The following is a 17,174-nucleotide window of genomic DNA, read 5'->3' as shown; positions in this document are numbered from 1 at the left end:
TCTGGCCCGTAATCGGTGGTAACCAAGGGTGACGGGCGCCGTTGGTGTGGTGTGCGAGATGTCAACGAGCTTGTGGCTGTGGTGTTTTCGGGCCTGGCGGCGCTGGTTGTGGAAGATGTGTCGGACGAGGGTGACGTGATCCGGGTGACGGCGCGGACCCGGGATGATCGGGTGCCGTGCCCCGTGTGCGGGGTTCCGACGTTGAGAGTGCACGGCTTCCATGGCCGGACGCTCACGGATGTCCCGGTGGACGGGCGGCGGGTCGTCGTCTCGGTGCGGCTGCGGCGTCTGGTCTGCCCAGAGCCCGGCTGCCCGCGGCAGACGTTCCGCGAGCAGGTACCGGGCTTGGTGGAGCGCTACCAGCGTCGTACCAACCGCCTCGCCCGTCAACTCGGGTCTGTGGTCAAGGAGTTAGCGGGACGGGCGGGCGCCCGCCTCTTACGCGTCCTGGCCTTCGGCGTCTCCCGTTCGACGGCTCTGCGGACGCTCATGCGCCTGCCCATACCGCCGCTGCGCGTGCCGCGGGTGGTCGGCATCGACGACTTCGCCCTCAAGCGCCGGCACCGCTACGCCACGATCGTCATCGACGCAGAGACCGGCGAGCGGATCGATGTCCTGCCTGATCGCAAGGCCGAGACGGTGACGAAGTGGCTGCGTGAGCACCCCGGCGCCGAGTATGTCTGCCGTGACGGCTCCGGGTCCTACGGCGAGGCGATCCGCCAGGCCCTCCCCGAAGCAGTGCAGGTCAGCGACCGGTGGCATGTGTGGTCCAACCTGTGCGGCAAGGCCCTGTCCGAGGTCCGCTCGCACACCGCGTGCTGGGCGAGCGTGAACCCGGCCCGGCCGGGCGGTGTGCGCGAGCAGACCACCCGGGAACGCTGGCAACAGGTCCACGACCTGCTCGGCAAGGGCGTCGGCCTGCTCGAATGCGCCCGCCGCCTCAATCTCGCCCTGAACACCGTCAAGCGGTACGCCCGCCTGAAGGAGCCCACGCTGGAGCGTCGCGCACCGCAGTACCGGCCCACCCTCGTCGACCCCTACCGCGACCACCTCCGCGCCCGCCGGGCCGCCGACCCGGCCGTCCCCGTGCAGCAACTGTTCCGGGAGATCCAGGAGCTGGGCTACACCGGGAGCCTCAACTTGCTCTACCGCTACATCACCCAGGGCCGGGCCGAGGGCGACAAGCCGGTCACCACCCCGCAGCGCTTCGCCCGCCTCATGCTCACCCGCCCCGAGAACCTGCGCGACAAGGACACCGCACTACTACGGGAACTCACCGAAGCCTGTCCGGAGATGACCGAACTCGCCCGCCTCGTCGGCGAGTTCGCCGGGCTCCTGACCCCAGCCGAGGGCAACGACGCCAAGCTCACCGACTGGATCACCGCGGTTCGCGCCGCTGAACTGCCTCACCTGCACTCCTTCGCGAACGGCCTCGAGCTCGACCGCGCCGCCGTCGACGCCGGACTCACCCTCCCGTACCACAACGGCCGCACCGAGGGCGTCAACACCCGCACGAAGAAGATCATGAGGCAGATGCACGGCCGCGCCGGCTTCCCGCTCCTACGCCAGCGGATCCTGCTCCAGTGATCAACACGAAGCGTTACCACCGATTACGGGCCAGAGCCAAAATTTCGGCTCTGATAAGATTTTCGTAAGCGTTGATCGTTGGTTGTAGTCGATCAGTTGAGCAGGATGCGCTGGCGAAGGAGAGCGAAGCCGGCTCGTCCATAGGTCTGGCGCTTGAGGAGCTTGGTTTTGTTGTTGATGCCTTCGGTGGCTCCGTTGCTGTGGGGCAGGTCGAGGCCGGCTTGAACGGCGGCGCGATCTTTCTCCAAACCGCGGACGAAGGCGTGCAGGGCGGGGAGGTCGTCGCCTTTCACGGCCTTGATCCACTCGGCCAGGGCCGCGTGTTCGGCGGCGGGGTGCTCGTGGTGGGCCAGGAGCTTCGCGAAGGCGGTGACGTGGCTGGTCAGGAGCGTCATCTCGGGGCAGCCGGCGGTGAGCTTGTCGCGGTGGGTGCCCGGTTCCTCGGCCAGGTGGTCGGGATCGGTCATGATCCATGAGGTGAGGCGGCGGACGGAGGGATCCGAGAGCGCCTCCTCGGCGCGTCCCTGTTCGAGGTAGCGGGCCAGGAGGTTCGGGCTGCCGGTGTATCCCAGGGCACGGATTTCCGCGAGGAGGATGGTCGTGGCCACCGGTCCGGCCGTGCGACGCGTGCGCAGGTGATCACGGAAAGGATCGACCAGGCAACGCCGGTACTGGGGCGGACGGACGAGCTGGGCGGGGTCACCGATGCGGGCGTACCGTTTGACGGTGTTCAGCGCGAGGCCCAGGCGTCGGCCCGTCTCACACAGACCCACGCCCGACTCCAGCGAGGCGTGCACGGCGGCATGGGTCTGCAGGACACGCGCGTTACGTGAACCGGGCGTTGCCTCGGGCGGCTTCGCGCGCCAGCACGCGGCGTGCGCGGCCACCGTCTTCTCCACCGCGGCAGCGAGGTTGTGCCACAGGTGCCACCGGTCGCTGACCTGCACCGCGTCGGGCGCGCCATGCCGGATCGCCTCGGCATAGGAGGCTGAGCCGTCCCGGCAGACGATCTCCACACCGGGATGCTCGCGCAGCCAGGCCGTCAGCGTCCCGGCGGTCCGGTCCGCCAGCACATCCACGCGGGTGTGGGTGAGGACATCGATCAGGATCGTGGCGTAGCGGTGGCCGCGCCGCAACGCGAAATCATCGACGCCGAGCACCCGGGGCACCGGCAGTACGGGCAGGGGCAGAGCCATCAGCATAGTCAGCAGCGTGCTGCAGCTGACCAGTTGATGCAGGTGAGAGACCATCCGGGCGGCGCCCTTCCCCGCGAGCGCCGCCGCGACCACCCCCAGCAGGCGCTGCAAAGCGGGTGTGCGTCTCTGATACCGCACGCTCAGCCCCTCGGCCTGCTCCACGAAGGTCGTCTTCGAACAGTCGGGGTTCTCGCAGTACAGACGGCGTACGGACAACTCGATCAGGACCGGACGGCCACCGACCGCCTCATCAGCTACGTAGCGCACATACCGGCTGTGTATCCAGTCCGAGAACCAACCACACCCAGAACAGGAGACGGACACGTCATCACGCGTACGTGCCACCACTCGGATCAACACCGGGCCGGCCTCAACTCTTTCGACCTGCACCACGGCCAGCTGTGGCAGCAAGACATCCAGCTCGACATCACACACCACCACCCTGCACCCACCCTGACGGGCTGTCACCCCTCTCAGCCCAACGATCAACGCTTACGAAAATCTTGTCAGAGCCAAAATTTCCGTGAAACCGGTCACGAGGTTGATGTATCGGTGACGCTGGGTGGTCGACGGCTGGCGGCACCGTCCTGCAGGGAAGTGGGCACGTGCCCCGCCACCCCGGCAGCCTTGATCAACGGACAGCGACGCTCGCCGTCCGGCACCACCAGTAGCGGTTTCCGGACCTGTCCGGCACTCATGCCCGAAGCCGCCCCGGGCCTGTCTGTCCACTGACGCGTTGCGTGATCCTGCACTACTTCAGTTCCGCCGGGCCGCGCGAAAAGCTCAGGAGCCCGCGAGCCGGTAGTTGGGGAGAGGGCCCTGTCCACTCACGGTCAGATCATCGAGGCGCTGGTACGCACTGCTCAGCAATCTCGACCCCGAGGCCCGAAGATGGCGAAGGATCAGATGCGGGAAGGAGGCGCGGAGCGCCGAGGCCGCAGCGTGGCCCGATACCCGTCCCCGTCCGCTGAGTGCGGACGAGACCGCACTGCCGCCACGTCTGCGGGCGAAGTCGGCGCGAAGCGACAACACTCACTTCGGCACACCCGCCCCTAGACTTCAAAAATTGACCACACGTCAGGACGCGCGAGGAACGCGGAACCCCGACCCGTCGGTGCGGGCCACAGCCCGGCCCGATACTGCCGCTGGAGCAACCCAACCAGCACGAAGAGATCCTCACGACACGCAGACCCCCCGCTATGTTCTTCCAGGGCTTGATCAAGTTCCGTAGGTGTCGCGGTTGTTGATGATGCCCAGGATCGGGAGTGCTCGTTCGGGTTCGTCGCGGATGGCCCGGGTGGTCTTGGCGATGTTGTTGGCTCCGAGGACCTTCAGCACGCCGATGGCGAGGTTGCGGAAGGTCGCCATGGCCCGGGGCGCGGTCCCGGTGTGGACGGTGGAGGCGTCCTCGGCGAAGGTGACGTCTCTGATGTGGTGCGAGGAGTTCTCCACTCCCCAGTGCCCGCGAATCGCGGCGGCCAGGTCGGCCGGGCAGGCCTGGTGGGCGTCCAGGCTGGTCACGGCGTAGACGCTCTCACGACTCTCGCGCCGGCCGGTGAGCTTGCGGCGGCGGTGGATGCGGATGGCCAGGCGGGCGTGGGGAAACGGGATTCCGCCGAGTTCGTCGGCGATTCCGCAGGTTTTGATCGAGCGGGACTCCCGCCGGCCGTGCCCGGTCCCGGAGGCGGTGTGCTGGACGGCGATGTCCCGCCAGGGCAGGGCCGCCAGCCGGCGGTGGGCGGTCGGCTGGTTGGTCTTGATCACGGCGATGTAGTGCGCTTTCTTCGTCTCGACAAGCCAGGAGACGTTCGCCTTGACCGAGTGCAGCGCGTCGAAGGTGACGACAGTGCCGGCCAGGTCCAGCGGCTCCAGCAGCGGGCGGAAGTGGGTGGTCTCGTTCGTCTTCGCGCCGACCTCCACCTGGCCGAGGGTCACGACTGGGCCGTGGGTGACCACCGACAGCAGGTGCCGGCGTGCCGAGGTGAGACGGGCCGAACCCTTGAGCGCTTTGCCGTCAAGGGCAAGGACGCGCAGCCGCCCGGGCGCGGGTGCCGCCGGCTGCCCCGTGGCCCTGGTCGCGGTGCCGGTGACGGCGTGGTGCCGGTCGGTCAGGTAGGCGCCCACCGCCCGGTCCAGGGCATCACCGTCCACGGCGCCCAGCGCGCGCCCGATCGTCACGGGCGAGGGGTGCGCCGCCACCCGAGCAGATGACGGCGGATACCCAGGGCCGCCAGTAGCCTGCCCGAGGCCCTCGCACCCCATTCGGCGAGCTCGTCGATGCTCTTCGCTCCCGAGACGACCGCGCAGGCACACACCAGCAGGATCGACGTCAGCGAGTACCACCGGCCCCGCCGCGAGCGTGGGTCGGGGATGGAGTCGAAGTAGGGACGCAGGTCGGCGACCTGGCCGACGTCCAGCGACCCCAGATTCCCCAGCACGGCAGGGATCGGTGAAGATACAGCGGCAGGCACGGGCCACCTCATGATCATCGGGCGTAAGACACCACAATGATCACGAAGCCCGTGCCTGCACTGCTATCTACCCCTCACGCAACAACTGCCGCGAGCATGGAACTTGAAGCCGCCCTGATGTTCTTCGCGGTCCTGCAAGAGGGCCGCCGGCCTCCGGGCCCGGCAGGTGTAATGTAGGTGTACTTTAGATTTATGTCGAGTACATACCCGATCGCCGAAGCCCGCACCTGTCTGGGTGACCTCGCGCGCCGTGCTGCCCAGCACGAGCACATCACCCTCACCGACCGGGGTACACCCGCTGCCGTCCTGATCTCTCCAGCGGAGCTGGAAGACCTCGAAGACGCCCTTGCCGTCGCGCGCCTGGAGCGCGACAGGGCTCTGGGGATCACTTCGGCTCCCGTCCCGCACGTCGAGGCGCGTCTCACGCTCCTCGACGCGGCAGGCCGCCGGAGCGGAGAGTGAGCTGGAGCGTTACATGGGAGCCCGCGGCTCTCAACGAAGCAGCCGGCCATCTGAAGGCCGACCCCGCCGGCGTGGATGCACCGCTGCACGCCACGGACCGGCTCGCGGATGATCCGACCCCCGAAGGCTCTCGCGCGTGGGGAAGCAGTCACCGGCGTTTGCACAGCGGCACGTGGAGGATCCTGTACCGCATCGACACCCAGAACAGCACGCTGCACATTGAGCATGTAGGACACACCGGCTGACGGCCCGCTGGATCGGCCGGTGGGGCAGTGGCTGTCCAACCGGCGCCGCCCTGGTGCGCTGGAGGGCCATCCCGAGTGGAAGACGGCACTGGAGGCCGTGGACGAGGACTGGAACCCGTCGTGGCCGGCCGAGTGGCAGCGACACTACGCCGCGCTACGCGAGCTCGTGCGCGACGGGGAAGGCCCGCGGAGGTCCTGCCCGGCTTCAGGACCACGGCATGGACATCGGGAAGCGGCATCAGCGGCCCGCGGGCGCCGTCGCCTCGCCAACGACGTGGCCAGAACACGAGGCGGCGGCGCAGCGGCGGGGTGCCAGAGCGGCCAGTGGCCCGGAACCCGGCCGTAGCGTTCCGCCGCCACTTCGGCAAAGCAACGGCAGATTTCACCGCCGTCAGCCTAATCACCAGGTCGATATCACTATCCGGCAGACCCGCCAGAGAAGTCCATCGTCTGGCCGCCCCCTCGCGCACGGAAAGTCGCCGCAAAGTGGTGCAGGAGTGTGGCACTGGGGCAGGCTTGGGCCGGTTAGATCGAGTCAGTGGTAGACCCCGTTCCTCGGGTTTCATATGGCGCCTCCGGTATCTCGCAGTGCGGTACGGCAGCGGTTCGCCCGGCTGGTGCGTGAGGTCGCCAAGTTCGGTGCGGAGCGGGGCTCCTGGCCGACCTCCTTGTGTTTAACCTGGCGCGGCATGTGACCGACCGTCAGTACGAGCTGCGTACCGGGCTTTTCCGTCACTTATCCAGCTTGCCGGTGGAGAAGTCGCGCGCGAGCAGGCCCGGGGCCGGCGGGGCCGCCACCTCAGGCACGGTGTCCGCTGCCTACGCCGCAGGTGACAAATCAGCGCAGCGCTCGACGGGCGAGACGACGCACGCCGTTGGGCAACATGCGCTTCACGGGAGCGGGGTGGCGTGTACAGCTCGCCGCATCGCCACCTTGCCCCGGCTATCGGCCCGTCGTGATGCCACGAACTCGTAGGTGGGCGAGGCGTTGAAGACACGCACTTCCGCGGCGGGCTCGATGCGGGCCGTCGGCCGCGCGGGCAGTGACCGCATAGGAGCCTGCTGCCACCTGGCGCTCGTCACAGTCCTGTCCTCCCGCCCGGCCGACGGTCTCGCGCTGACCGCCGTCTCCTGGGAGGGGAACCGACAGCCATGACCAGCATCCTGCAGGCCGAGCCGATCGGGAAAGTCGTCGTCGGGGTCGACGCCCACAAGTACGTGCACACCGCGGTTGTCGTCGACGTCGTCGGCGGTACCCAGGGCACCCTCAGCGTCGCCGCCGACCGGGGTGGATACGAGCAACTCGTCCAGTGGACCGCTCAGTTCGGACAAGTCCTCGGCTTCGGTGTCGAGGGCACCGGCTCCTACGGCGCTGGTCTCGCCTCTCATCTGCGCAGACACGGCCATAAGGTCATCGAGGTCAACCGGCCCGACCGCCGGGTGCGGCGCCGGCGCGGCAAGTCTGACCCCATTGATGCCGAGAACGCCGCCCGTGCTGTCCTCGCGGGCACTGCGACCGCGACACCGAAGAGTGCCGAAGGCACGGTGGAGATGATCCGCGACACCAAGATCGCCGGGATACGGCCGTGAAGTCCCGCACCCAGGCCATGGTCACCCTCAAGGCCCTGATCGTCACTGTCCCCGACGAGCTGCGTGAACAACTTCAGGGACTGTCGAAGATGATGCTCATCGAACGGTGCGCGGGACTGCGTCCTGGCCAGGTCACCGGCGTCCTGGCCTCGGCCAAACGCTCCCTGCGGTCGTTGGCCCGCCGCTGGCTCGCTCTCGACGAGGAGATCAAGGACCACGACCGCCTGCTGGGTGAGCTCACCCGCCGGCAGACCCCCGAGCTCGTGGACTCCTTCGGGATCGGCGCGGATACGGCGGCCGAGGTCCTGGTTGTAGTCGGTGACAACCCCGAACGCATACGCTCACAGGCGGCGTTCGCCAAACTCGCCGGCGTCTGCCCCGTCCCGGCGTCCTCCGGCAAGACCGACCGGCACCGGCTCAACCGCGGCGGCCACCGCCAGCTGAACTCCGCGCTCTACCGGGTCGTCATCGTTCGAATGCGCTTCCATCAGCCCACCATCGACTACGTCGCCCGGCGCACCAGCGAGGGCAAGACAAAGAAAGAGATCATCCGCTGCCTCAAGCGGTTTCTCGCCCGCGAGATTTACCAGATGGTCAAAGCCCGGCCCGATCCTGCCAAAGCGGCTTGACGAACTATAGGAGCGTCAATGCCCTGGCGGAGAAGCTGTGGATGCTGATCAAGACCGAGTGCATCCGCGGACGGACCTTCGACACCAGAGCCGAGGCGAATCTCGCGCTCTTCGAGTACATCGACGGCTTCTATAACCCCCACCTTTCGTCCCAACTCATCGTGTCAACCGGGGCGTTGATCCCACAGACGATCGATGCGCTCACGCCGGCGGGGCAAGCGACGGCTATGACTTGCCACGAGGGCACTGGTGACTTCGGGCTGAGGCTGGCCGACTTGGTGTTATAGACAACAAGTCCTACAGCGGTCACGCTGGGTGTTCTCGATCAGTGTGGGGCCACGGGGAACCATGCGGAGAGTCGAAGAGCTGCGGGGCCCGGTAGACGGTCTTGTCGAAGGCCATCGGTCGGCCACCGCGGGTTCCGCGACGCCTGCGGTTGGCGGTTTGATCGCGGCGTCTGGACTGGCACGCCGACCGCTGCGCTCTGTTTGCACTGTCGGCGGATCATTAGCACCGTCGGAGCAGATCCGGGTGATCATGAGCGTGGGTGACGCTCAGTAGCCGTCAGGTATGGGATTGCGGTCTTGTGTCCGGCCCGTACAGGCGCTCCGTACCGTCCACCGTCCACGGTTTGCGATCTGGCCGAGGTGTCCCGGGGATCCCAGGCGTAACCATAGCGGCGACGGATCCTGCGAGGTGTGATCGATGCGTCTCGCTGGGTTGGGCTTGGGGCCGACCTGTGCACACTGGAACTGTGCGCGAAATGCTCGTCGGCGGGATGGCGGAGCGTGAGGATCTGCTCGCTGCAGCCGTCGTCGAAGCCGTCGAAGGTACCGGCGCGTACGCGGGGAGTGTCTTTCTCCGCTCCCGCGACCGTCGGTCGATCGTGCTCGCCGCGACGTGCGGGGTGCCGCCTTCGCTGCTCGGTGGCTGGCACCTCATTCCGGTGAGCAGTCCCATCCCAGTCGCCGCAGCCTACAGCTCTGGGCGCACGGTCCACCTGAGCGACGCCGACGAGACGATGCGCCGGTTTCCTCAGCTGGCGGTAGCTCTGCCGCATGCCTTCGGCTCCTGCTCCGTGCCGGTGGGCTCAGGTGAGGAGACCTTCGGTGCGCTAGCGATCGTCTGGGCGGCATCACCAGGCGGCGAAGGACTGTCCAGGGCCCAGCGCCGTCGCGTGCGGGCCATCGCCAAACGGCTCGGTGCCTCCCTCGCCGATCTCCGCGCCCGCACCGGCGATCCCGTTGAGTGCGACCCGCAGACGATTCCCGTCGAGACCCCAGCTCCGTCGGAACCGGCCGTGCGGGTCGGCCTGTTCGACTGGGACCTCGCGAACGGCACCATCACCGTGGACGACGAGCTCTGCGCGATCTTCGGTATCGCCCCCCGTGCCTTTGACGGACGAGCCGAAACGCTGGCTTCCTGCTTGCACCCCGGCGACCGAGCGGCCCTTCGAGCGGCCGCCCGCGCGGCAGCCGCCGGGGACCGGATCACATCGCGGCGCCTGCGCATACGGGATCGCAGGAACGGCGGCGAGGGGTATCGCACGGTCGATTTGTGGGGCCGCCAACCGGAGGCCAACGACGCGCGGGCACGCACCCACCTGCTCGGCACGGTCGTCGACGCACAGGCCGGCAGCGCCGCCGTCGCCGCCGTCGAACGGCTGCGGGACGGGGTGTTCTCCCTCGCCCCCGACGGGCGGGTGACCTACGCCAACCACAGCGCCCTGCAGCTGCTGGGCGTGCGCGGCAACGCGTTGCTGGGCCAGTTCCTCTGGGACGTGCTGCCATGGCTGTCCGATCCCGACGCCGAGTACCGGCACCGGTCCGCGATGATCTCGCAGGCGCCGGTCTCCTTCCTGGCCTGCCGACCGCCCGACCAGTGGCTCGACTTCTCCCTCCATCCGGAAGCGGACGGAGTAACCGGCCGAGTAGTGCCCTCCGGTCATCCACCCTCGACCTCAACGCCACCAGTCTCCTCGGCCGAGACAGCAACCCCTGCCACACCGGCGCGACTGGGCGTCATGTACCACGTCCTACAGCTGGGCAGCGCGCTGACCGAGGCGGTCACCGCCCGCGAAGTCTGCGAAGTCATCTCCGACCAGCTCCTACCCGCCTTCGGAGGCCAACAGCTGGCGATCTACGTGGTCCGCGACGGAACGATGCGTCTGCTCTATCACACCGGCCACCACGAAGACTTCCTCGACTGGCTGGAGGGCGTACCGCTGCATGCCCGCCTGCCCGGTACAGAGACACTGACCTCCGGCGCTCCACTCTTCATCGAGTCGCAGCAGGACCTCTCCCAGGGCTACCCGGGCATCCCCACGGGAGAAGTGAACTCCTGGGCGTATCTGCCACTAATCGCCTCCAGCCACCCTGTCGGCACCTGCGTCCTCGGCTTCGACGAGATCCACCGATTCACGGAGAAGGACCGCGGCGTCCTCACCGCACTCGCCGGGCTGATCGCCCAGGCCCTGGAACGAGCGCGGCTCTACGACGCGGAGTCCGCCCTCGCGCACGGCCTGCAGCAGGCGCTCCTGCCGCACCGGCTGCCCGTAGTCCCGGGTATCCGCACCGTCGCGCGCTATCTGCCCGGCACCAGCGGAATGGACATCGGTGGCGACTGGTACGACGTCATCCCCACCGGCAGTGGGGTCTCTCTCGTCATCGGAGACGTGGAGGGGCACAGCATCGCCGCCGCAGCCACCATGGCCCAGCTGCGCAGCGCCGTACGGGCCTTCGCAGCAGTAGGCCATACGCCTGGCGATGTGATGGCGGGCGCCAACCGAACCCTCATCGACCTCGACCCCGGGCTGCTGGCCAGCTGCTGCTACATCCACCTCGAACCCCACGGCCACCCCGCCTACGCCGTCACCGCCGGCCACCCCCCACCCCTGCTCCGCCGTCCCGACACGACAACCAACGCCCTTGAACTGGACATCGGCCCCCTCCTCGGTGTGGATCGAGCAAGCGCCTATCCAGCAACCCGGATCGACCTGCCACCAGGGTCCGTCCTCGCCCTCTACACCGACGGACTGGTCGAGGAACGCGGCGCCGACATCAACGTGGGCATTGACGGCCTGCGAACATCACTGGCTCACGCCGCTGCGGACTCACTGAACCAACTCGCCGACCGGCTTCTGCACAACGCCCGGGCCTCCTCGAACCGAACCGACGACATCGCCCTGCTGCTCACCGAGTACGTTCCCGTCACAGCGCCGAGGTGACACCTGATCACGGTGTCGCTCTGCGCTGGCCCGGCAAGACGCTTAGCCAACACCGAACTCGCCTGCGGCCCTGATCAGCGTCTACAGCTATGGCCGCACCTCCTTACCGCGTCCACCCGCCACCGACTTTGCAGGCCGAGCGAGGACGGTGGCGCCGGGAAGGGAGGCCAGATGCTCGGCTGTACCTGGCCGAGCCCGGTCGACTTCCCCTAACGTTCCTTGCCGACGTACACGTCGCCTTCGGAGGGACGGGTGCGATCAATAAGGGCGAGGGCGTCCGCGTGGTTTTCCGGGTCGGGTTCGAGCGGATGCAGACGCAGTGAAGGCCCGGTGGATACCGGGCCTTCACATGTGAGTAGCGGGGACAGGATTTGAACCTGCGACCTCTGGGTTATGAGCCCAGCGAGCTACCGAGCTGCTCCACCCCGCGTCGGCACGGTGAACTGTACGGCATCGATCCGGCTGGACCGAATCGACTTTCGCCCGGAGGTGATGCAGCTCTGGGCTCTACCCAAAGCAGTGTCGGTACGGATAGGGGCCCGCTCGTGCAGACGCTTCAGCCGCGCCGTGAGCAGGTGCTGGGCGGTGCGCTCCCGGGCCGAATCGGAAGCCTTCGTCGCAGCAGCAACTGCATCGGGGCTGTTCGGGTTGACACGAAACCAGCGGCGGTTCTGCTAGGTCGCGTACGCCCGCCGCGCCTCTGCCTCAGCTTCCGGAGTGCGGCCCAGCCATCCGAGGGCGCTGCTGCGGTACTCCGGTAGCGCCCGCTGAACCGCCTGGAGCTCGGCAAAGGCGAGCGCGGACGCAGCCAGGATCGGGTCCGCGTCCAGCTCGCCCGGCTCCAGCAGAGCCAGGAACTCCCGGCGGCACGCTCGATGTCGGATTCCAGCGATGCCCGGACATGGGCAGTGACCGCAGCGACTCGTTCGCGTCGTCCAGGGCGGCCGACCATGTCGGGGCGGCCGACCATGTCGGGGCGACCAGGCCAGCCTCCACGATCGCCGCCTCGGTCCGGCGCCGGAAACCGCACGCCTCGCACAGGCCGGCCGACCATTCCTGCCCGCAGTCCTCGCACGGCAGGGCCTGGCGCACCGCGTCTGCGGCAGCCGCGGCATGGCGCTCGCGCTCCGCCCGCTCCTGGGCAGCCGTGCGGGCCGCAGCTCCGCGCGGGCCCGCTCCCCCCGCCGCACGAAGTCCTCCGCCTCGATGGCAGCTTGCTCACGCAGCCGCTTCTCGAGGACCCGGCGACGCTCGCCCTCGGTCAGGCCAGGCAGCTCCCGGTCCACCTCCGCCGCGATCTTCGCCCGCCGAGCACGCCGGATGTGCACCACGTTGCCGCAGTTCTCGCACTCGCCGCCCGTGTCCAGCCGGGTCCCGTCATCGCACCGGCGGTCCGAGCACCCCTGCCGCTGCACCAGGCCACGCCGCATCAGCCACGGGAACGGGCGGTCAACCAGGGCCTCGCCGCCGGTCTCCTCCAGCCGGTCAGTGCACCGGTCGGCCAGCAGCTGCGGGGCCATCTCCGGCCGCATCAGCATGCCCGCCAGCCGGGTCAGTTCCGTCTACGCCGCCGCCTCCACCCGGCCCCGTCTCGTCCGGACACGCGACCAACTTGACGCGCATGACGCGCAGCCCGCCGAACAGCACATCGATGTCTTCGACCGTACGCAGGCGCATCACACCAGCACGAGAGACCTGCTCGGCACCCTTGCGGAGCATAAGACCAGGATGCGCCCCGATACTCCGCCAACACACCTCAGGCGTGCAGCACCGCACCCCTGCAAGGCAGTGCACGGACCTCGTCAGCCTCGTCCGGGCACGCCACCAACTGGGCCCGCATGGCGCGCAGCCTGCCGATCAGCACGCCGATGACTTCGACCGTACGCCGACGCATCACACCAGCACGAGAGACCAGCTTGCGACCCTTGCGGTGCATAATCTGGTGGCTGCGCGCTCTGCTATGCGCGGCGCGAGGTCTGGGTGGCGGCCAGCAGATTCCGGATCTCGGTGGCGCTCTTTCCGGTGCGTTCAGCGATGCGAGCGACTGGTTCCCCGGCTCGGTACGCGGTGACGATCGCCGCGGTCAGGTTCCGGCGGGCCGCGTGGACGGCTTCCTGCGCGTCGCGCAGGGTCTGGGCTGCCGTCTCCAGCGTGTGCTCCTCGCTTGTCATACGGTCATCGTGCCAGCCGGGCCGCAGGGCCGGTACGGTGGGCGTATTCCGATCAGCAGGCGGACAAAGGGGTGGCGGTATGGCCGGCGAGACGCTGGTGACGGTGGTAGGCAACCTGACCGCCGACGTGGAACTGCGTTACACCAACTCCGGTATCCCGGTAGCCGGGTTCACCGTCGCCTCCACGCCAAGGACGTTCGACCGGGACCGCAACGAGTTCGTCGACGGAGAACCGCTGTTCCTGCGCTGCTCACTGTGGCGACAGGCCGGCGAAAACGCCGCCCAGTCGCTGTCCAAGGGGATGCGCGTCATCGTCCAGGGCCGCCTCAAGCAGCGCACATTCGACGACAAGGAAGGCCAGCGCCGCACCGTCGTCGAGATCGACGCCGAGGAGGTCGCAGCCTCACTGACGTATGCCACCGCGACCGTCACCAAGACCTACCGCGCAGGAGCGCCCGCCCACAGCGGGCCCACCCCGACGGACAAGCCGGCGTCCGCTCCCACACAGTCACCGCCGAACCAAGCGCCCGCCGAGCCGCACCCGTTCTGACCAGGAGCTGCTCAACCCCAGAACGCGTGACGCGGATCATCCAACAGGGCCAGAGCATCATTCAGCGACGGCACCACCGGCAGGTGATCACAGGGATACCAACGGCCGTTACGGTTCGCCCCCCGCCCCCCGAAGACGTCGCTGCCTCCCTCACCCATGCAACGGCGTCCGTCACCAAGGCTCACCGGAACGCGGGTGCGTCATCCGCTCCCGCCTCGGGCGTCCGGCGCCGTAACCAAAGTGTCGAGGCGCACGCGCACCCGTTCTGAGCGGCGAGCACGTGAGGGATTAGCGCGTCCCATCGCTTGATCTTCGCAGGGAGTCCCGGTCGTTAGGCCGGGCGGGAATGCGATCCTCGGGGCGGAGGCGCGAAGCGCCGGAGTGCTCTGTGCCTCCGTCTTGACGGTTAGGTTGGACCTGAGTTCCGCAGAAGTGGAGGCGTCCTAGTCCACGAAAATCCCTGCTGACCTGCACGAATGCAATGTTGATCTAGATGGGGGCGTGTCACTAGGACTAGGGACACGCGCAGGTCAGCGCGTTGCCGCCATCGGTCCAGCGCCTCACTTTTGTTGGCGACAACGAGGTGAATTGCCCTGATATGCAAGCATCTCGCCTCGGTGGATGCTCGCAAAGGCAAGCCGCGTGGTGCGCCCCAGGCCGGTAGCGTGGCGCCTTGCAACGCAACGTCCCAGTAGTGGACTTGACGGGTCCGGGGCCGCTGACCTGCAGTTATGTCAGCGCCTAGGGGCACGCCCCGTCGCCATGCCGCCGCGCATTCCCGCAGATCAGACCCCCTTTTCGTGGACCAGGACAGCCTCGCTTCTGCGGAACCCCGGTTGGACGCTTCTGGTTCTCGATGTAGTTCTGGACGATGCTCAGCGGTGCGCCGCCGCAGGAGCCGACGAAGTACGAGGGTGCCCAGAACACCGAGCCCATGCCGATTCGGTTGATCCGGCCGGTGTACTCGGCCCGCAGGTATCGGGAGCTGACGCCTTTCAAGCTGTTGACCAGCTTGGATAGGGCGATCTTCGGCGGGTAGTGCACCAACAGGTGCACATGGTCGCCCCTCACAAGCTGGGTGCATACGCGGCCGCCCCCTTTCCCTTCGCTGAAGTCCGAGGGGAGAGCCATGGCCGTGCCGTGGTGGCGTCCAAGGCTGCCTTCGACCGGGCAGTGTTCGCGAGGGAACTCCACGTCGACGCGCCTGTCGTTCACGCGGGGCGCCTTCACCGCGACCGGCCCGGCAGTGGTGGTCACCGTCCGTTCTCGATGATGGCCGTTGCGGACCACCAGACGGCGGCCGATCTCGTCCCGCTCACCGGCCAACTCGGCTATGTACTGGTTGGCTTCGGCCTCCAGGGCCGCGGCGAGCATCCGCTGGGCACCCTCGCGGACGATGTCGTCCATCAGGGATCCGGTCTCGGTGGTTCCATCGTTGTTGACTACGCTGAGCACGGGCGTGCCTTCCCAACTCGCGCTGCAACGCGGGTCTACTCGGTGACCTTGCGTCGATCACTCGGGAAGGTACACCCTCCGCCTTTCGCGAAGCACCCCTCCCGAGACCGATCCACAGGTCTTGAGCATTGCTCCCCTTCCGGCCCGCTGCCGGCTTCCGTGTGCCTGTGCACCCGGTGTGCCCGAATGGAAGTCGAGCGGCGATGCGGCGGACCTCGGTGGACGCGTTCGGCCCACCGGCCCCGGCAGGACGGGGGTCACCAGCCGCCGTTGGGGACAAGGTCGAGGATGGCCGGTCGCGCCGCGTTGAGGACGACCGGGAACCATGCGGAGAAGGGGTGGGTGTCGCGGAGTTCGCGTAGCTGGTCCGGGGTGACGAGGCGGATGTCCGCGACTTCCTGCGGGTCGGGCTTCGGAGCGGCTGTGTCGACGATGCCGGTGAAGAGGTGGTTGTATTCCTTCTCCACCAAGCCGGTCAGCGGGTCGGGCAGGTCGTAGGTGACCGTGCCGGCTTCCTGGAACCGGACCGGTGCGCAGCCGAGTTCTTCCGTGATGCGTCGGACAGCGGCCAGGAAGGGGGCTTCGCCAGGGGTGGGGTGGCCGCAGCAGGTATTGGACCAGACTCCGGGTGAGTGGTACTTGTCGAGTGCCCGCTGCTGCAGCAGCATCCGGCCGGCCGCGTCGAAGAGGAAGGCCGAGAACGCACGGTGCAGGCATCCCGTGCCCTGGTGGGCCGACAGCTTCTCAGCTGTTCCTATGGTCTGGCCGTGGGCATCGACCAGTTCCAACATCATTGCGCTCATGCTGTTCGCAGCGCCTTTCGATATTTGGGTTTCGAAAACGCCGGACCCTGTCCGTGGGTGACATTGAACGCCACGGGGCCATGCCGATTTTGAGCCCACTGGACGGCATTTGTGCTCTTCAGGAGTGCCTGATCAGCCTCCCGTCCGGTCCCTGATCACGACGAGGCATGCTCGTACGGTGTGCCCGGCAGGTCTGCTGTTCATCGGCACACGGTGGCAGCGCCCGACACCGTGATGAGACTCGCCGACGGAGGCCGTTGTGGAACGCCATCGACTATCGGTCCTGTTCTGTGACCGGCCACGGGCTTTGGCACGGATTACCTCGCTTCTCGCCCAGCGGGGGTACCTGGTCTGCGAACTCGATACTGAGGCGACGGGGTCGGCGCGGATCCGCCGGGCGAGTTTTGTCGTGGAGCGGGAACAGGTGCAGTCGCTGCAAGTCGTCGCCCAGCTGGAGAAGCAGGTTGATGTGCTTCGGGTCGATCTGCTGTCAGCCGCAGACGCGCAGAGCGAATCCCTGGGGCTCATCGCAGAGGCAGCTGGGGCAGACCGCTCGGCAGGCCGTGACGTGTGCGCCAAGGTGGGGAGGGACCGGGCAAAGCTGTTCATCGAGCGTCCGACCCCGATCACTGCGTCCAGCCAAAGAAACCGACGGACCGTCACGAAAGATCGAGGCTAACGATCATCCCACAGGCCATCCGCATCAAGTTGACAGTGCCCTTCGACGGCCTCGTTCTCCACAACGGTCTCGCTCATCAGGCGTCCTTAAGAATGTTGGCGGTCCGGGAG

15 protein-coding genes, 1 tRNA gene and 2 pseudogenes are annotated in these 17,174 nt (G+C 67.8%); 9 read left to right on the top strand and 9 right to left on the bottom strand.

The genetic code is table 11. The annotated features are described in order from the left end of the window. Positions 1-81: 81 nt before the first annotated feature. A complete protein-coding gene (locus OG331_RS00995; RefSeq protein ID WP_406209561.1) occupies positions 82-1,587 on the top strand; it encodes an ISL3 family transposase in 1,506 nt (501 codons plus the stop codon). A gap of 92 nt (positions 1,588-1,679) precedes the next feature. On the opposite strand, the gene OG331_RS00990 is transcribed toward OG331_RS00995, so the two are convergent. From OG331_RS00990 to OG331_RS00980, 3 genes are all read right to left on the bottom strand, one after another. Then, a complete protein-coding gene (locus tag OG331_RS00990) occupies positions 1,680-3,194 on the bottom strand; it encodes an ISL3 family transposase (protein WP_406190666.1) in 1,515 nt (504 codons plus the stop codon). 807 nt (positions 3,195-4,001) lie between these two features. Then, positions 4,002-4,961, bottom strand: coding sequence for an ISAs1 family transposase (locus tag OG331_RS00985; protein ID WP_406190664.1), 960 nt, complete (start codon positions 4,959-4,961; stop codon positions 4,002-4,004). Beyond that, complete coding sequence (locus OG331_RS00980; protein WP_406190661.1) at positions 4,958-5,221, bottom strand: transposase family protein; 264 nt, start codon at positions 5,219-5,221, stop codon at positions 4,958-4,960. Before OG331_RS00980 ends, OG331_RS00985 begins: the two co-directional genes overlap by 4 nt. A gap of 225 nt (positions 5,222-5,446) precedes the next feature. Here OG331_RS00980 and OG331_RS00975 point away from each other — a divergent pair, with 225 nt between their 5' ends. From OG331_RS00975 to OG331_RS00950, 6 genes are all read left to right on the top strand, one after another. Then, positions 5,447-5,716, top strand: a complete 270-nt coding sequence (locus tag OG331_RS00975) for a type II toxin-antitoxin system Phd/YefM family antitoxin (protein ID WP_406190658.1) — start codon at positions 5,447-5,449, stop codon at positions 5,714-5,716. Positions 5,717-6,949: 1,233 nt separating this feature from the next. After that, entirely contained in the window at positions 6,950-7,117 is a 168-nt protein-coding gene (locus OG331_RS00970; protein WP_406190655.1) for a hypothetical protein, read from the top strand. Beyond that, entirely contained in the window at positions 7,114-7,551 is a 438-nt protein-coding gene (locus OG331_RS00965) for a transposase (RefSeq protein ID WP_406190652.1), read from the top strand. The genes OG331_RS00970 and OG331_RS00965 overlap by 4 nt, the downstream gene beginning before the upstream one ends. Next, positions 7,548-8,180 (top strand): transposase, encoded by a 633-nt coding sequence (locus tag OG331_RS00960; protein ID WP_406190649.1) that lies wholly within the window; start codon positions 7,548-7,550, stop codon positions 8,178-8,180. Before OG331_RS00965 ends, OG331_RS00960 begins: the two co-directional genes overlap by 4 nt. Positions 8,181-8,221: 41 nt before the next feature. Continuing rightward, positions 8,222-8,467: an IS3 family transposase gene (locus tag OG331_RS00955; protein ID WP_406190647.1), complete on the top strand. Its 246-nt coding sequence runs from the start codon at positions 8,222-8,224 to the stop codon at positions 8,465-8,467. A gap of 476 nt (positions 8,468-8,943) precedes the next feature. Then, entirely contained in the window at positions 8,944-11,406 is a 2,463-nt protein-coding gene (locus tag OG331_RS00950; RefSeq protein WP_406209558.1) for a SpoIIE family protein phosphatase, read from the top strand. Between the two features lie 356 nt (positions 11,407-11,762). On the opposite strand, the gene OG331_RS00945 is transcribed toward OG331_RS00950, so the two are convergent. The 3 genes from OG331_RS00945 to OG331_RS00935 form a co-directional block, all read right to left on the bottom strand. Continuing rightward, positions 11,763-11,836: transfer RNA gene (locus tag OG331_RS00945), tRNA-Met, on the bottom strand. A 1,326-nt stretch (positions 11,837-13,162) separates the two neighbouring features. Continuing rightward, positions 13,163-13,300, bottom strand: a complete 138-nt coding sequence (locus OG331_RS00940) for a hypothetical protein (RefSeq protein ID WP_406190644.1) — start codon at positions 13,298-13,300, stop codon at positions 13,163-13,165. A 64-nt stretch (positions 13,301-13,364) separates the two neighbouring features. After that, complete coding sequence (locus OG331_RS00935; RefSeq protein ID WP_406190641.1) at positions 13,365-13,577, bottom strand: hypothetical protein; 213 nt, start codon at positions 13,575-13,577, stop codon at positions 13,365-13,367. A gap of 79 nt (positions 13,578-13,656) precedes the next feature. Between OG331_RS00935 and OG331_RS00930 the strand changes: the two genes are divergently transcribed. Next, entirely contained in the window at positions 13,657-14,127 is a 471-nt protein-coding gene (locus OG331_RS00930; protein WP_406190638.1) for a single-stranded DNA-binding protein, read from the top strand. 837 nt (positions 14,128-14,964) lie between these two features. On the opposite strand, the pseudogene tnpA reads toward OG331_RS00930, so the two are convergent. From tnpA to idi, 3 genes and pseudogenes are all read right to left on the bottom strand, one after another. Then, positions 14,965-15,216: pseudogene (gene tnpA, locus OG331_RS00925) on the bottom strand (IS200/IS605 family transposase); the annotation flags it as partial. A 99-nt stretch (positions 15,217-15,315) separates the two neighbouring features. After that, positions 15,316-15,582 (bottom strand): annotated as a pseudogene (locus OG331_RS00920) (transposase); the annotation flags it as partial. Between the two features lie 257 nt (positions 15,583-15,839). Further along, complete coding sequence (idi, locus tag OG331_RS00915; RefSeq protein WP_406190635.1) at positions 15,840-16,385, bottom strand: isopentenyl-diphosphate Delta-isomerase; 546 nt, start codon at positions 16,383-16,385, stop codon at positions 15,840-15,842. A 259-nt stretch (positions 16,386-16,644) separates the two neighbouring features. Between idi and OG331_RS00910 the strand changes: the two genes are divergently transcribed. Then, positions 16,645-17,064 (top strand): ACT domain-containing protein, encoded by a 420-nt coding sequence (locus OG331_RS00910; RefSeq protein WP_406190633.1) that lies wholly within the window; start codon positions 16,645-16,647, stop codon positions 17,062-17,064. The last annotated feature ends 110 nt before the right edge of the window (positions 17,065-17,174 follow it).

Source organism: Streptomyces sp. NBC_01017 (genome assembly GCF_045162795.1).
Lineage (GTDB): Bacteria > Actinomycetota > Actinomycetes > Streptomycetales > Streptomycetaceae > Streptomyces > Streptomyces machairae.
The sequence above is the reverse complement of the archived record's forward strand: the minus strand, read 5'-3'. Positions and strand labels throughout refer to the sequence as shown.

What these genes read in the sequence shown, in the direction of transcription:
- OG331_RS00975 (WP_406190658.1), top strand. Translation starts at nt 5,447, where the DNA reads ATGTCGAGTACATACCCGATCGCCGAAGCCCGCACCTGTCTGGGTGAC.
- OG331_RS00965 (WP_406190652.1), top strand. Translation starts at nt 7,114, where the DNA reads ATGACCAGCATCCTGCAGGCCGAGCCGATCGGGAAAGTCGTCGTCGGG.
- OG331_RS00955 (WP_406190647.1), top strand. Translation starts at nt 8,222, where the DNA reads ATGCTGATCAAGACCGAGTGCATCCGCGGACGGACCTTCGACACCAGA.
- OG331_RS00950 (WP_406209558.1), top strand. Translation starts at nt 8,944, where the DNA reads ATGCTCGTCGGCGGGATGGCGGAGCGTGAGGATCTGCTCGCTGCAGCC.
- OG331_RS00940 (WP_406190644.1), bottom strand. Translation starts at nt 13,300, where the DNA reads ATGCGTCGGCGTACGGTCGAAGTCATCGGCGTGCTGATCGGCAGGCTG.
- OG331_RS00935 (WP_406190641.1), bottom strand. Translation starts at nt 13,577, where the DNA reads ATGACAAGCGAGGAGCACACGCTGGAGACGGCAGCCCAGACCCTGCGC.
- OG331_RS00930 (WP_406190638.1), top strand. Translation starts at nt 13,657, where the DNA reads ATGGCCGGCGAGACGCTGGTGACGGTGGTAGGCAACCTGACCGCCGAC.
- idi (WP_406190635.1), bottom strand. Translation starts at nt 16,385, where the DNA reads ATGAGCGCAATGATGTTGGAACTGGTCGATGCCCACGGCCAGACCATA.